Genomic DNA, 14,220 nt, shown 5'->3' on the forward strand with positions numbered 1-14,220 from the left:
CGATCGGTCCGTCCTCGACGACTCGAACCGTACAAGTGGTTTGATCCAGCGCAATGTCTGAAACCAGTAGGCATCCTAATCTCAAAGGCTGCTCCAACTCGTGGAGGACAACACTTAAATAGGAGATTCAGGATGTCCATGTTCAGACTGCCAACGATCGCTATGCTGGCCTTGCTCGGTGCCGTCGGCGCCATGGGCAGCGCCTCCGCCCAGACGAAAAGTCCAGACCCGGCCCCGTCTGAGGCAAAACCCGAGGCCAACGGATCGGAAATGATGCCCGGCATGATGGGCCGCAACATGATGCCATCGGACATGAATGAAGGAATGCGCATGATGGGGCCAATGCGCGGTCATATGATGAAGATCATGTTCGTCATCGCCGATACTGATGGGGACGGCGCAATTTCTTTCGCAGAGTTGACCGCAATCCACAAACGCGTCTTCGACGCGGTCGACGCGAACAATGACGGCAAAGTCACACCTGAAGAAATGCAGGCGTTCATGCAAGACATGTGATCGGACGCCGGGCATTTGCCGGCCGTTGCATGGGAGCCCAAAGGAGACTTCTCATGACCTACACGCTCGATAGAACCTCTGGGCGACCAGTTTCGACGATGCGGTCGGCAGGGCCGAATCCGCTCTCATCAAGCACGGTTTCGGTGTTCTGACGGAGATTGATGTCAAGGCAACCATGAAAAAGAAGATCGACGCCGACATCGACGAATACCTCATCCTCGGAGCCTGCAATCCGCGCATGGCGTTCGAGGCGATGAAACTGGAACCAAAGGTGGGGGCCATGCTGCCGTGCAATGTCATCCTGCGCGGGGTCGATGGCGGCAATGTCATGGTGAGCGCCATCGATCCGGTCGCATCCATGCAGGCGATCGACAACGAAGTGCTGAACAGTCTGGCAAGCAAGGTCCGCTGGATGCTCGCCGAGGTGGTGGCCGAGATCTGACGATTATGAGTTCCGGCCCCCGAGCCTTGAGGAGTCGAACTTGCGTCCGCTCCTCTTTCGTTGCGACCAGAACATCCTAGAACTCACCGCGTCCTCAAGCTGGGCGTGCAGGAAGGGGCGGAAAGTTACTCGTCAGACTGCGGTGCCAACCAACGCACCGATCCCCGCCGTCAATGCCATAGCGAAAGCGCCCCAGAAAGTGACGCGGGTGGTGGCCCTCCAGACGTTGGCGCCGCCGGCTTTTGCACCGATAGCGCCCAGCAGCGCGAGGAAGGCCAAAGATGCGGTTGCAACGGTATAGATCAGCACCGAGCCGGGCGAAAGTACGACCATGAGCAGGGGCAATGCGGCCCCCACCGCAAACGTGACGGCCGACGTCAAAGCCGCCTCAACCGGCCGGGCCGCCATGTGTTCGACGATACCGAGTTCGTCGTGCGAATGCGCGTCGAGAGCATCATTTGCGGTCAGTTGGATCGCGACTTGCCTGGCCAGCTCGTCGGTGAGACCGCGTTTGACGTAGATCTCAGTCAGCTCCTCGTACTCAGCTTCGGGTTGCGCCTCCAACTCGATCCGTTCTCGCGCGAGATCGGCTTCCTCGGTGTCCGCTTGGGAGCTTACCGACACGTATTCGCCGGCCGCCATGGACATCGCGCCCGCGACCAGACCAGCGACGCCTGCTACCAGGATCTGCGAGGGTCCGGCGGACGCGGTAGCGACGCCCATGATCAAGCTCGCCGTCGAGACGATTCCATCGTTTGCGCCGAGGACGGCAGCCCGTAGCCAGCCGATGCGGGAGACCAGGTGATGTTCCGAATGCAGTCTGCTCATGCGCGTCTCCAGGACAAAGTCGATTTTGACGTAGTGAGTGCGAGATTAACCGATGAGGGCAATGTCGATCACGAGCAACGCGGCACTCGCGATCACACCTGCGACGGGCACCCAGAACGGGCAAATGAACACACCCGGAGGCAGCGCTATGGTCTCGGTCATCTTTATGCGGATCAGCGCCATGTTTACCAAAGTGAACAGCCCCAAAGTGCACTGCGATGTCAGCTTGGCGAGACCTTCGAGCGGTACGAAGATAGCAAACACCAGGATCGCCGTAGCCCCGATCAAAGTGGCGACGATCGGCGTTCCAGTGTGAGGGTTCAGGCGTCCGAGCACCTGGGGGAGGTTTCCCTGTTGGACCAGGCCGTAGATCACCCGAGAGATCATAATCATGTGCACGATGATGCCGTTTAACGTCGCGATGATCGCGATCGCACTCATGGTCACGAGCGGCATGCCCGTCAGGCGTTCAAAGACGAGTGCGAGCGGCGCGGGCGACCTTGCCAGTTCGTCCGGAGGAACAGTGACCACAGCGACCCATGTGACGCCGGCATAGATGACGGCAGTCAGCCCCAACGTCACGAAGAGCGCGCGAGGCAGAGTCTTCGACGGCGTCTTCATCTCTTCGGCAATGTTGACCAGGTGTTCGAAGCCGATGAAGGAGAACACCGCAATCATGGCGGTACCGAACACGCCGACCCAGGCCGTGGGATTGCCGCCGGGCCATGCCTCCGGCAGGCGCTCGATCAGGCCAACACCTTCGGAGAACCCCGCTCCGACGATGAGGAGGAGACCACCGACCTCAATGAGCGTCATAACACCTGCGAAAGTGATCGAGCTGGCTGTCGCCAGGCATGAAATAGCACCCATTGTCAGCACGACACCGGCGATGATGGAGGATCCAGGAAGCGGAAGGAGGACACCTACATATCCAGCACTACCAGCGCTGATCGTCGCTGCCGAGATGATCGCCGTCACGATGACCAGCAACCCGGTCACGATCGTGAACCATCGCAGCCTAAAAGCCCTATCGACATAGGCGGCTTCACTTGCGCTGACGGGCATTCGCGTGCCGAGTTCTGCAAACGAGGCCGCGCTCAAGCCCATGACTGCGGCGGCACCCAGGAACGCAAGCGGTGCATGCATGCCCGCCCGTCCGGCGGCGACACTGACGAGCACGTAAATACCCGCGCCTATGGTGACGCCGAGACCGTACAGGACGGCGTGCGACAGGGTTAGAATGCGTGCTAGTCTCGGCCGCATCCCGGCGGTTTCGGCGGTCGTTGAATTCACTTCGCGCTCCCATTGTCGCAAGCACGTCCTCCTGAATTCAATACCGGATCTCGGCCATCAAGGATTTGACCACGATCAACTTACGCAGACTTCCAGTTGGAAAGGCACCTGTGTGAACTTCCGGTTATCCTGGCGCTCTTCGAAGGAGAGGCGGAGTTCTCGCACGCGGCGCCGTGCCGTGCCGTGGCAGAGAAGCCGGAGCGTCGGCAATTGCGTTACATCAATGCCGGGTCGAGACGAATGGAGATAGATGATTGCAATCGTGGCGGTCCGCGAGAGATGGAGCAAGACATGACGGCACAATATTTTCTCCCGCTGGCAACATATCCCGATTCAAGTTCCGGATTGATCATTTCGAACGCCGTAACGTTTGCTGGGCACTACGGTGCACATCTTCACGCGTGCGCGCTAACAGTCGCGATTCCGCACATCCCCAACGCATGGTCGTCGTTGCTGCTCGATACTCCGAAGATGATCGAGCATGCCGAGACTGTGAGCCGCGATCGAGCCGCAACGCTGGTTTCATCGGCAACGAACCTCGCAGCGAGCGCCGAGGTTGAATTATCTTGTCGAACAGTCAAAACCAGCTTGCCCCTATTGCACGACACGGCAGTCACGGAGGCACGTTTTTTCGATCTGGCTATTCTCGAATGTATCGCGGACGTTCCGGATACCCGTATTGTCGCCGAAGCGGTCATATTCGGGTCCGGCCGGCCAGCCATCATCTTTCCCAACAAGACCCTCGCGGGCCCGATCGATCACCTGGTCATCGCCTGGGACGGAAGCAGAGCCGCCGCTCGAGCCGTCAACGATGCAAGGCCATTCATTTGCAAGGCCCGGCGGGTCTCGGTGCTATCTTTGACGGGCGAAAAGCCGCTGCCGGCGACGACCGGAACCCACCTCGCTGAGACCCTGGTTTCGAGCGGCGTCAATGCAATCGCAACGACCGCTCGGTTTACTTCGTCATCCATCGGTTTGAGCATTCAGCAAACGGCACTGGAAGTGGGCGCCGATATGCTGGTCATGGGAGGATTTGGACATTCGAGATTACGCGATTTTGTCCTTGGAGGAGCAACCGATGCCGTGTTGCACGAGCCTCTTTTGCCCGTCCTGATGTCACATTGACGAACTGTCCCCGCCGTGGCTTACAAAGGTTTCGACTGCTATCTAGTGGCGTGACGTGGCCGGGTTCGAACGGCGTGGATGTTGGTATCGGTCAAGCCAGGCACCTCCTACGCGAGCCACGAAGCTTCACAAGCATCAATGATGTCCTCCCGGCTGAGACGATAATTGACGAAATCACAACGGAGTTCGCCATGGATATCCCCGTTCTTCCTTATCCTCCTCCTTCGACAGCTTTAGAGGTCGCGCCTTCTGGATACTGGGCGAGTTCGCCCTCGAACCTGCAGGACGGGCTGACGTCCGGCGAAGCGGAGGAACGCGTGTGACGGTTCGGGCCGAACTCTCTTTCTGAGGAAAGCGGCGGAGGGATGTTCGCAGATTGAAGGTGAACGTAATCGCGCACTCCAACACTGCCACCGCAAAATTGAGGGATACGAACAGTGCGACCAATGTGATGCTTGCTGGGTCGCCTCGTTGACGATCCGGCGCGGGAGTTCGAGATGCGCCGCATCAATAACAAGCAGGACCAGCGACAGCCCGGCGACGTAGGCCGAATGACGCCTTCCCGCCAGCCATATTAAACCGAACAGGTCGAAGGGCATTGCATTTACCGCGCTTCCGGTCATTTGTGAGAAGCGGTCCGACAATTTCATTGGAGGATGTTTACCGTGCACTCACGGGTCAGAGAGAGCGCTCGACACGCCTGCTTCGAGAGCCGTCGGATGGTTTCACCAGCAGGACGCCACGACCGTCCCGACCATGAGGACCAGGATGACGAGGAGAAGCCTCGACATGACGGCGTCTGCAATGACAAACATGAAAGAAACTCTGTAACCGGTGTTCCACTCCCACGTTGTCTTCCCCACCTTGATCTGTGGTCAACGCGGCTTCCCAAACTGCCCCGCTCTGGGCGGGGTTCCTTTTTGAGGCACGCCCACTACGGACGCATGTCATCTTGAGGCTTTCAATGCGCGGTCACGCAAGCTGTCGAAATAGCTGGCGCCAACCGGGTGACAAACCGGCGCACGCCCTCTTGGACACCAGAAATGTCTTCTTGGACGGAGAAGGTTCAGTGCGTTCGGGTCACAAGCATGTGTCCAGCCGAGATGTCAAAGTCCAGTCCCTCCCGTCCTGCGCGAGAGAAGTAATCGTCTGCCGCCTTTCGGCACCCAGACCAATCCGAATAGGCGCGAAGTGCGACAGCGCCGCCGACGATGAGGCGAGGCATAACCCGCTCTAGACAGGCGCTGACAGGCTCGTACCAATCAACATCGATATTGGCCAAAGCGACCGGCTCGGCGACTGTAAGCGTGTCTTGCACCTTACCCTTTATCAGTTGGACGTTGTTGGACTCGACGGGATAACCAAACCTAGCGAAGTTGTTCGTCACCGTCGCCATCAGGTCATCATCATAGAGATAGTATTGCCCGCCTCCAAGGCCGACGGCTTCGCCGGCATTGATTTCAGCGTACCGAGCTTTCATGTCGTCGCCATCGTGCTCCGAAGGCGGAGGGAGCATCTCGAACAGGTCGTACACGCGCATACGGCGCTGACGCGACCTGGCGGAACACCTGAGACTTGCTGAACCGCCGCGCCCGCAACCTGCCTCAATGATCAACGCTCCGCTCGGGGCGGTACGACGCACTACCTCAAGCAATTGATGAAGTTGACGATCAGTCGTGTAAGAAAGGTGTTCGGCGCGCACCCTTGACCAAGCCTGTCGAACGGTCCTTGGGTGGGCGGTCCGACGGGCGCGTTCCAAAAGCGCGTTGAGGCGCCAACGCGCCCCACGTGCAACTCTATCTACTGCTTCCATAACGCCCCCATCTCCCCAAAACAGCGTCCGCCTCGGCGAAGCCTTACCTACGACGGGGAAAACGTGTCTTGCCCTTCTCATCGACGAACTCGTCGTTGGCAAAGCTGATCTGTTTTCATGATACGATCATTTCTGGTCCTCACTCGCATACCTTCAAAGCGTTGACGGATAACTCAGCGGTTCATCAGGACAAAGTAAGCCAAGAGGAGGGGGGTGCGGTCTTACATCCATTTCGGAAAAAGATTGACCGTCATCTGCTGCGCGCGGCGTTTCGGGAGCCTATAATTTCAGAGCCTCCCGATCACAGTACGAAACCGGCGTTCTGCAACGACCTATCGAGAAGCTTTATAGACCCTTAGTAGGTTTCCCTCAACGGCCAATTGGCCCGGCTTAGACCGCCTTTCGGCTACGTATCGGGGGGCTATCACTGCCCGTTTGATTGCATCGGCGCGGCCATTCATCCTCCAATTGGGGGTCTGTTGATTCGCTCTTCCTGTGAATTGCCCCCATTTCGACCAGACAGTCGGCATAAGCAGAAAGGCTGGGGAACCGGCGCAATCAACTTTGCTGTGGGCTCGATTGAACTCAATGATAGTTGGATTGATTATCTGCGCGTCTCTGACCGTCGTCGACGGCGACGCGGTGAAATGCAACGGCCAGAACATGCGGCTGCTGGGGGAAGGTGTTCCGTTCGTCTCGGGCATCGACACGCCGGAGATCGGGATCGCACGCTAAGTGCATGAAAGAACGGAAGCTGGCGCTGATCGCCAAGGGCAGGCTGAAAAGGGATCGCGTGTCGTATTGAGCGGCGCAATCGACAAGACGCCGTCGCACCGGCCGCTCCTCGACATCTATCGAACGAACGGGGAAGAGATCGGCAAGAAGCTGCTTCAGGAGAGTTTCGCGCGCACCTGGAGCCCGAAGCAGCGGAATGATTGGTGCAGCGGTTATGGGGACAAGCCACTTCCCGGACGCCGATTTGTCGTAAGCGGCGTGCCGCCCGGCACCGCTGCGAACTCCACCGCATCCTCAGGTGCGGGTAGGACCAACTTGCCCTGCCGCGCCATTGTCCGCCAAGTTGACAGGTGGTTCGGCTTCAACCTATGCCGCTCTGCGACCTCACTCACCATTGGGCCGGGCCGAAGGCTCTCCGAAACCATGCGCCTTGACGTCATCCGGCCAGTGCCGGTGAACCTCACGTCCAGACTTCCTAGCCGTGAGAACCTCCAAATGTAGTCTCCATCGAGAAACTCCCCTTGCTCGTCCATAGAAAGCCGAGCACAGATCAGGAAGGCGAGATCAACGTGGGGCCGGAACATCGGTTACGAAACTCCGGGGACGACTTCATCATTGGAGGGGCTCACCATGCAGAGGCCAGGGTGATCTTGTTCAACACGCCGCCGACGCCGCGGACGCTTTCCGCCGCCACCCTGGCCGCCGCGCGTTCCAGCTCCGTCTCGACCTCTCCCCTCAGGGTGACGATCCCATTCGAGACGGTCGCTTTGACCATTGGGGCGGTTATTTCGAGCTCGGATTCCAGGCGGCTACGAACGGCGGTCCCGAGGGCCTCGTCGCCGGAAGCGGTGCACTGCCGTGGAACCTCGAGGAGCGCTCGCATCAAGTCGCGACGGCTGATCATTCCGGCGAGCCTGCCGTCCTCGACGACCGGCAGGTGCTTGATATCGTGGGCCTGCAGGAGTTCGGCAAGCTGGCTGGCCGTGGCGGTCGGGGCGGCGCTGATGACGGGCGTCGACATCACGTCCTTGACGCGCCAGCTTCGGGCCTTCACATAGTCCGCCAGTGCATCTTCGCGGTCGCGCGTATGCGGTACCGCCCGTCTCGCCCAAGACGACGCCACCCGGCGCAGCAGGTCTCCCTCGGTGACGATGCCCGTGAGCCGCCCTTCGCCATCGACGACGGGCACCGCGCCGATCTTGCTGGCGTTGACGATCTCGACGGCTTCCCTGACGTTGTGTCCCTCGTCGAGCGTCGTCACGGGGGTCGTCATGATGTCTCTAGCAAGCATCGCGCTGTCTCCTTGTTGATGGGACAATTACGGAGCCAACACACGTTGAGCGCATTGACGTGGATCAAGCCTGACCCGAAGCCGCGGGAGGCCTTCTTCGCGCGTCGTCGTCTCCGGAGACTGCCGACGAAGTGCGGCATCAGGCTCGCCGGCATTGCAACCTTTTGCAGGATCAACACGTTATGGTCCGGTCTCGTCCTCGCGCGGCACACCAAGGTCTTTCCGCGCCGTCGCAAGGAGTCTTATGCAGCATTCCGTCAAGCTGGTATCCGTCGGTACCGCAGTTCCGCCACATGTCATCGATCAGCGTGACGCGGCGCGAGCGTCGCACACCGCGTTCTCATCGCGATTTGGCGATTTCGAAAAGCTGGCAAGGGTGTTTGAAACCTCGGGGATTCGACGACGCTACGGCGTCCGGCCGATCGAGTGGTATCTCGAGACGTCGGGATGGCCCGAAAGAAACATCGCTCATATCGAGGGCGCGGGTGCGATGTTCGTGTCCGCCGCCAGTAAAGCGCTTGCGTCGGCTGGCCTAGCCGCAGGCGACGTCGACACGATCGTGACGGTCTCCTCGACTGGTATTGCGACGCCCAGTCTGGAAGCGAGGGTAAGCAGAGAGCTGGGTTTCCGGGACGACGTCGAACGGGTGCCAGTGTTCGGCCTCGGCTGTGCCGGCGGAGTCTCCGGGCTTTCAATCGCGTCACGGCTGGCGGCATCCCGGCCAGGCTCGGTCGTGCTGGTGGTCGCGGTCGAGACCTGCACATTGGCATTTCGCATGGACAAGCTTACCAAGGCGAACATCGTGGCGACCGCCCTCTTCGGCGACGGGGCCGCCGCCTGCGTAGTCCGTGCCAGCGAGGCCGGTCTGGCCGAGGTCGAATTTGCAGGCCAGCATACGTGGCCCGACACGCTGGACATCATGGGGTGGAGCGTCGATCCGGAAGGTCTGGGCGTGATCTTCGACCGTGCGATACCACCGTTCGCCGAAACTCACGTGCTGAAGGGCGTAACATCCATACTCGCCCGATCAGATCTCACTCCTGCCGACGTTGACCGGTTTGCGTGCCACCCCGGTGGATCCAAGGTCATCACCGCCTTGGAATCGGCACTTAAACTGAGCCAGGGAACCCTCGACAAGGAGCGTGAGGTTCTCTCGGATTATGGGAACATGTCGTCGCCAACCGCGCTGTTCGTACTCGATAAGCTTCTGGCGCACGGACTACCCAGGAGAACTGTCCTGACGGCGATGGGACCGGGCTTCACGCTCAGCTGCCTCTCGTTGAGGGCTGTAGCATGATCCCCTCGATCATTCTTCTCGCCACGGTCACGCTAGCGCGGGGGGTGACACGGTTGAGATCGGCGTAGACGAAGTTGAGGCCGGGCGTCGTTCCCCAATGTCCGAGAAGGCGGGGCTTGATTTGTTCCGGCCGAAGCGGCTCGGGCAGAAATTAGCGGTTGATGAGTTCGAGCTCGCGCTCGGTGAGCTGAAGGCTGCTATGCTCAGACATTTTCGATCCTTAAAGCCTGTGCCGGCTGATGACTTCGATCGCCTCTTCGGCGATGACCTGTTCCTCGTCGGTCGGAATGACAAGGGCGACGATTTCGCTTTCCCTCGCGCTGATCACGGTCGCGTTCATCTTGTTCGCGGGCTCGCTCAACGAGAGACCCAGCCAGCCCAGATGGTGGGCCACGCCATTGCGTATCTCCGGTTGATGCTCGCCTATGCCGGCGGTAAAGACGATGGCGTCCACTCCGCCCAGAGAGACGGCGAGCCTTCCTATCTCGCCGGCGATCCTGAAGCAGAAGAGGTCGATGGCTTCTCTTGACGCCGGATGGAAGTCCTCCAGCAGGACCCGGACGTCGCCGCTTTTCCCGGAGACGCCGAGCAGGCCGCACTGGTGGTAGAGGAAATCCTCGAGGCTGTCTGCGTCGCGGAAATTGTTGCGCAAAAGGTGGACGACAGCGCCCGGATCGAGCGAGCCCGGCCGGGTCGACATGGGAATTCCGTCCAGCGGGGAGAAGCCCATGCTGGCGTCCATGCTCACGCCATCGACCATTCCGCAGAGGCTCGCTCCGCTTCCAAGGTGCGCACAGATGATACGGCCAGCGGCCAGGTCCGGATCGTGTTTCCTGAGTTCGCCGGAGACGTACTTATAGGAAAGACCGTGGAAGCCGTATCTGCGGATCCCGGCGTCGTGCAGCTCTCTTGGAACGGCGAGCCTTGCGGCAAGACTGCTCTGCGACGAATGGAATGCGGTATCGAAGGACGCCGTCTGCGGTATCTCCGGATATGCGCTGTTGACTGCGCGGACGATCGCAAGCGCCGGAGGGAGGTGCACCGGCGCGAGATGCGTCAGATCTTCCATTCTGAGGACGACCTCGGGCTCAAGCAGAACGGGGCCATCGAAGACCTGTCCGCCGTGGACGATGCGATGGCCGGCCACCACGGGGTCGAATCCTCTGCGGGCGATGCAATCGACGAGCTGCGAAACCAGCCGCGCATCGATCGCTGTCCCGGACGGAAGATCGACAGCCTCATCCCCGTCAGAAAATCGGAAGGTGAACCTTGGCTGGTCCCCGAGCGTGGCAATACCGCCTGCCAGCCGGAGTGCCCGACCGTCCTTCAGCCTGAAGACGCCGACCTTGAGGCTGGAGGACCCGGCGTTGAAAGTGACGGCAACCCTATCCATGGCCCGAAGCCCTGGAGCGTGCCGTCCCAGCAGACTTCGCAGCCACCTTCGTTGCAGCCTGCCTGGCTGCCTCCTTGCTTGCCTCTTCGAAGAACTCGCATGCGTACTCGAGGACGGACGTCTCGTCTTCCGACGACAGACCGAATGGCGCGCACTGCTCCTTCATGGCCCGCAGGACCTTCTTCTTTAACGCAGCGACCGCAAAGGCATTCTTCGAAGCGAGAACCTCCCTCAGGCAGGTTATAGCGACGACCTCCAGGACGGTAAGCTTGCCTTGCACCTCACCCTGGGTCGGTATCGCGAAGCGTTCTCCGCCGCGCTTGCAGTCACGATCCATGATTAACATTGCCGTCTCTCCTCCCTTCGACCGCCGAAACATCTTCCGGGTCCAGTACACGTCGAAGCCTGCGCAGCACGACCGCGCGGCCCTTCTCGTCGGCGACGGATTTCAGACGGTCGGACAGGTCCAGAACGAACCGCTGATAGTCGTTGTTCCAGTCGGACCTGCCGGGTACGACCGGCTTGATACGTGCGGGCGTCCTGTCTTCGATGAGGCGTGCACCCGCCGGTGAAAGCTCGTAGGCATCATCCAGCGACGGGCAGACGACCTTCGCGGAAACTTGCTTCGGGAGCCGGACGGACATCGCTTGCCGAGCGCTGTCCTCTCCATGGACAAGGAAGATCGCCTTCCGGATCGGTTCCCGACCGGCAACCCACGCATCCAGTTCGCTTGCATCTGCATGTCCGCTGTAGGCGTCGAGCGTGGCCATCCTGGCGCAGACGTGAATCTCCTCGCCCTGGATGCGGACGTCGGTCGCGCCTTCCTGCAGGATGCGGCCCAGTGTCCCCGCCGCTTGGAATCCGACAAACAGCACGGTGCACTCCGGCCGCCAGAGCCAGTTCTTCAGGCGGTGGCGGATCCGGCCCGCCTCGCACATTCCACTTGCCGCGATGATGATGTGAAAGCCCCGGACGAGATCGAGGGCCTTCGACTGCTCGGCCGTCTCGGTGAAGCGGACGTTCGGCGCGTTGAGCGCACGAAGGAACGCCTTGCCGTGACCGAGGTCGGCCGCATGCTTCTTGAAGGCCTCGGTCGCTCGCGATGCGAGCGGCGAGTCAATCATGATAGGGCACCGCGGCACCTCTCCTTCGTCCATGAGGGCGACGAGATCGGTCAGCACTTCCTGCGTCCTCTCAACGGCGAAGGAGGGAGTCAGAAGGACCCCGCCTGGGCTATTCGAACTCGCCACCACTTCGCGCAGCCGGTCCCGTCGATCCTTCAGGGCGTACTCTTCCCGTTCCCTGTCCCCATATGTGCTTTCGCAGATGAGGTAATCGACCCCGGAAGGCGCCAAAGGGAGATTTTCGAACAGCTTGTTGCTCGCGCCGACGTCGCCGGAGAACAAAATTCTTGTCGCCCCGTCGGCGCCGGGCGTCTCGACTTCGATCGATGCGGAACCCATCAGGTGTCCGGCATTCCAGTAACGGAACCTGACGCCGCCAACAGTCTCCCGCCGCTCGCCATACTCGACAGCGATGAACTGCGGCAGCATGCTGCGGGCGTCGTCGGCGGTATAGATGGGCTCCACCGTCTCTCGCGCCCTTCGACGATTCCTTCGGTTGAGCTGTCGGACCTCCGACTCCTGGATGTGACCCGAATCCTGCAGCATGATCGTGCAAAGGTCGATCGTTGCTGCCGTTGCAAAGATTGGCCCGCCGTATCCCGCCTTCGCAAGCTTCGGAAGCAGCCCCGAGTGGTCGATGTGCGCATGTGTGAGCAGCACTGCGTCGACCTTTTCGGGATCGAATGGGAGCGGCTTGTAGTTCAGTTCCTTTTCCGATTTGGATCCTTGAAACATCCCGCAATCAACGAGAATGCGCCCCCCGGCCGTCTCCAGCAGGAAGCACGATCCGGTCACCGAGCCCGCGGCGCCGTGGAAGTGAAGGATCGGATTGGTCATGACAACTCCTATGTGTTGTCGGGCACTTTAAGGCACCCCGGACGACCGCACGTTGACGAAGGTCAAAGATGTATTCGCGGCTCGCCTGACGGGCAATTTTGGGGAGATGCAGGCCGTCGCCAGGTTGAATTGACCCAGCGCAACGGCAGAAATTTTGGACGGCGCATCATACCCCGCGGGGCCAACAGGCTTCGGACCCCAACAGGAGGTAGAAATGACGGACCTAAGAATCCAACAGGACATACTCGACGAGCTGGCGTTCGAACCCAGCATCGACGCCGCCCATATCGGCGTCTCGGTGGAAGACGGCATTGCGACCCTCTCCGGTCATGTGTCGACCTATGCCGAAAAGCTGACGGCGGAGGACGTTGCCGCGCGGGTGAAGGGCGTCCGGGCGGTGGCTGTGGACATCGATGTGCGGTGCGTAGGTCACAAGCAGCATGCAGACGACCAGATCGCGTCGCGGGCGATCGACATCATCGCCTGGACCACGGCGCTCCCGGAGGGACCGGTTCATGTAAAGGTCGAGGACGGCTGGGTGACGTTGTCGGGCGAAGTGCGCTGGCAGTTCCAGAAAGCTGCCGCCGAACGTGCAGTCAGGAAGCTCGGTGGCGTGGTCGGCGTCCTCAATCTGCTGACGATACGGTCGTGCCCAACGGTGCCGGACGTCCGCCGTCGGATCGAGGACGCGCTGAAACGGAGTGCCGAAGTCGACGCCGGCGGCATCTCGGTGAAGGTTCAGGACGACAAGGTCGTCCTCGAAGGCGGCGTGCGCGCCTGGCACGAGCGCGGCGTCGCCGAACGGACTGCCTGGTCTGTTCCAGGCGTTGCCACCGTCGAGAACCACATCCGCATCAACTGAAAAAGAGGGAGGGGTCGCGCCCCTCCCTCTCTCCGCGCCCACCGTACGCCACCCCTCGGCGCAGCGGAGGGTTGACCGTCAGGCCGCCTTGACCGTGATCTTCTTGTCGTTCTTCTGCCGCTCGGGCGTCTTCGGCAGCGTTACCTTGAGAACGCCGTTGGAGAACTTCGCCTCGATCTTCTCGCTGTCCACGCCGCGCGGCAATTCCAGGCTCCGGTGGAATGATCCGTAGCGCCGTTCGGAAAGGTAATAGTCGTTTTCCTTTTCCTCCTTGGCCTCGTTCTTCTCGCCCTTGATGGTGAGAACCCCGTCGGCGAGCGTGACGTCAAGATCCTTGGCGTCGACGCCTGGAAGCTCGGCCGACAGCTCGAAGGCTTTGTCGGATTCAACGAGATCGACGGCGAGCATGCCGCGCGAGAACGCAGCCGGCATCCTGCTGAAGGCCCGGTCGAAGATCGACGGACTGCCGAAGTCGCTGAACACGCGGTCGATCTCGGACCGCAGGCTGTCGAGGGGCCACCAGCGGTCGACTGGCGCCGCCGGCCTTGCTTCGGTCTTAACGGAAAGTTTCGTTGCAGAGTCTGCCATTGTCATTCTCCTTCTCTCAAGAATGCCGTCGTTCACAGGCGGCGACGCGCACATAGAACAGTCCATCGCGTTCTCA

13 protein-coding genes and 2 pseudogenes are annotated in these 14,220 nt (G+C 60.6%); 6 read left to right on the forward strand and 9 right to left on the reverse strand.

All coding sequences use genetic code 11. From position 1 onward, the window contains the following. The first annotated feature begins 57 nt into the window (after nucleotides 1-57). Both A6U98_RS34260 and A6U98_RS34265 read left to right on the forward strand, forming a co-directional pair. Nucleotides 58-516, forward strand: coding sequence for an EF-hand domain-containing protein (locus A6U98_RS34260; protein ID WP_064655664.1), 459 nt, complete (start codon nucleotides 58-60; stop codon nucleotides 514-516). Nucleotides 517-569: 53 nt separating this feature from the next. Continuing rightward, nucleotides 570-958, forward strand: a pseudogene (locus tag A6U98_RS34265) (DUF302 domain-containing protein). 132 nt (nucleotides 959-1,090) lie between these two features. On the opposite strand, the gene A6U98_RS34270 reads toward A6U98_RS34265, so the two are convergent. Both A6U98_RS34270 and A6U98_RS34275 read right to left on the reverse strand, forming a co-directional pair. Continuing rightward, entirely contained in the window at nucleotides 1,091-1,786 is a 696-nt protein-coding gene (locus tag A6U98_RS34270; RefSeq protein ID WP_064655665.1) for a VIT family protein, read from the reverse strand. A gap of 45 nt (nucleotides 1,787-1,831) precedes the next feature. Further along, complete coding sequence (locus tag A6U98_RS34275) at nucleotides 1,832-3,079, reverse strand: amino acid permease (RefSeq protein WP_245304603.1); 1,248 nt, start codon at nucleotides 3,077-3,079, stop codon at nucleotides 1,832-1,834. Nucleotides 3,080-3,319: 240 nt separating this feature from the next. Between A6U98_RS34275 and A6U98_RS34280 the strand changes: the two genes are divergently transcribed. Next, nucleotides 3,320-4,204 (forward strand): universal stress protein, encoded by an 885-nt coding sequence (locus A6U98_RS34280; protein ID WP_064655839.1) that lies wholly within the window; start codon nucleotides 3,320-3,322, stop codon nucleotides 4,202-4,204. Nucleotides 4,205-5,270: 1,066 nt separating this feature from the next. On the opposite strand, the gene A6U98_RS36565 is transcribed toward A6U98_RS34280, so the two are convergent. Next, on the reverse strand, nucleotides 5,271-6,098 hold the full coding sequence (locus tag A6U98_RS36565) for a TylF/MycF/NovP-related O-methyltransferase (RefSeq protein ID WP_082934051.1): 828 nt from the start codon (nucleotides 6,096-6,098) through the stop codon (nucleotides 5,271-5,273). A gap of 519 nt (nucleotides 6,099-6,617) precedes the next feature. On the opposite strand from A6U98_RS36565, the gene A6U98_RS38175 reads away from it, so the two are divergent. Next, nucleotides 6,618-6,752 (forward strand): hypothetical protein, encoded by a 135-nt coding sequence (locus A6U98_RS38175; protein ID WP_312887430.1) that lies wholly within the window; start codon nucleotides 6,618-6,620, stop codon nucleotides 6,750-6,752. Between the two features lie 625 nt (nucleotides 6,753-7,377). On the opposite strand, the gene A6U98_RS36575 is transcribed toward A6U98_RS38175, so the two are convergent. Continuing rightward, on the reverse strand, nucleotides 7,378-8,043 hold the full coding sequence (locus tag A6U98_RS36575) for a CBS domain-containing protein (RefSeq protein WP_064655667.1): 666 nt from the start codon (nucleotides 8,041-8,043) through the stop codon (nucleotides 7,378-7,380). Nucleotides 8,044-8,287: 244 nt separating this feature from the next. Between A6U98_RS36575 and A6U98_RS34305 the strand changes: the two genes are divergently transcribed. Then, nucleotides 8,288-9,340 carry a type III polyketide synthase gene (locus tag A6U98_RS34305; protein ID WP_064655668.1) on the forward strand — a complete coding sequence of 351 codons (1,053 nt, stop codon included), beginning with the start codon at nucleotides 8,288-8,290 and terminating at the stop codon, nucleotides 9,338-9,340. A gap of 46 nt (nucleotides 9,341-9,386) precedes the next feature. Here A6U98_RS34305 and A6U98_RS38180 read toward each other — a convergent pair. The 4 genes and pseudogenes from A6U98_RS38180 to A6U98_RS34320 all read right to left on the reverse strand — a co-directional run. After that, nucleotides 9,387-9,551, reverse strand: a pseudogene (locus A6U98_RS38180) (hypothetical protein); the annotation flags it as partial. Nucleotides 9,552-9,560: 9 nt separating this feature from the next. Beyond that, nucleotides 9,561-10,733 (reverse strand): acetate/propionate family kinase, encoded by a 1,173-nt coding sequence (locus tag A6U98_RS34310; protein WP_064655669.1) that lies wholly within the window; start codon nucleotides 10,731-10,733, stop codon nucleotides 9,561-9,563. Further along, complete coding sequence (locus A6U98_RS34315; protein ID WP_018246474.1) at nucleotides 10,726-11,079, reverse strand: hypothetical protein; 354 nt, start codon at nucleotides 11,077-11,079, stop codon at nucleotides 10,726-10,728. Before A6U98_RS34315 ends, A6U98_RS34310 begins: the two co-directional genes overlap by 8 nt. Beyond that, a complete protein-coding gene (locus A6U98_RS34320) occupies nucleotides 11,060-12,694 on the reverse strand; it encodes an MBL fold metallo-hydrolase (RefSeq protein WP_064655670.1) in 1,635 nt (544 codons plus the stop codon). Before A6U98_RS34320 ends, A6U98_RS34315 begins: the two co-directional genes overlap by 20 nt. 214 nt (nucleotides 12,695-12,908) lie before the next feature. On the opposite strand from A6U98_RS34320, the gene A6U98_RS34325 reads away from it, so the two are divergent. Further along, on the forward strand, nucleotides 12,909-13,556 hold the full coding sequence (locus tag A6U98_RS34325) for a BON domain-containing protein (protein ID WP_064655671.1): 648 nt from the start codon (nucleotides 12,909-12,911) through the stop codon (nucleotides 13,554-13,556). A gap of 78 nt (nucleotides 13,557-13,634) precedes the next feature. On the opposite strand, the gene A6U98_RS34330 is transcribed toward A6U98_RS34325, so the two are convergent. Then, nucleotides 13,635-14,144 (reverse strand): Hsp20/alpha crystallin family protein, encoded by a 510-nt coding sequence (locus A6U98_RS34330; protein WP_026188771.1) that lies wholly within the window; start codon nucleotides 14,142-14,144, stop codon nucleotides 13,635-13,637. Nucleotides 14,145-14,220: the final 76 nt, after the last annotated feature.

The sequence above is a fragment of the Rhizobium sp. WYCCWR10014 genome (genome assembly GCF_001657485.1).
Lineage (GTDB): Bacteria > Pseudomonadota > Alphaproteobacteria > Rhizobiales > Rhizobiaceae > Rhizobium.

Coding starts and splice junctions, on each gene's coding strand:
- A6U98_RS34270 (WP_064655665.1), bottom strand. CDS start 1,786: ATGAGCAGACTGCATTCGGAACATCACCTGGTCTCCCGCATCGGCTGG.
- A6U98_RS34280 (WP_064655839.1), top strand. CDS start 3,320: ATGGAGATAGATGATTGCAATCGTGGCGGTCCGCGAGAGATGGAGCAA.
- A6U98_RS36565 (WP_082934051.1), bottom strand. CDS start 6,098: ATGAGAAGGGCAAGACACGTTTTCCCCGTCGTAGGTAAGGCTTCGCCG.
- A6U98_RS36575 (WP_064655667.1), bottom strand. CDS start 8,043: ATGCTTGCTAGAGACATCATGACGACCCCCGTGACGACGCTCGACGAG.
- A6U98_RS34305 (WP_064655668.1), top strand. CDS start 8,288: ATGCAGCATTCCGTCAAGCTGGTATCCGTCGGTACCGCAGTTCCGCCA.
- A6U98_RS34310 (WP_064655669.1), bottom strand. CDS start 10,733: ATGGATAGGGTTGCCGTCACTTTCAACGCCGGGTCCTCCAGCCTCAAG.
- A6U98_RS34315 (WP_018246474.1), bottom strand. CDS start 11,079: ATGTTAATCATGGATCGTGACTGCAAGCGCGGCGGAGAACGCTTCGCG.
- A6U98_RS34320 (WP_064655670.1), bottom strand. CDS start 12,694: ATGACCAATCCGATCCTTCACTTCCACGGCGCCGCGGGCTCGGTGACC.
- A6U98_RS34325 (WP_064655671.1), top strand. CDS start 12,909: ATGACGGACCTAAGAATCCAACAGGACATACTCGACGAGCTGGCGTTC.
- A6U98_RS34330 (WP_026188771.1), bottom strand. CDS start 14,144: ATGGCAGACTCTGCAACGAAACTTTCCGTTAAGACCGAAGCAAGGCCG.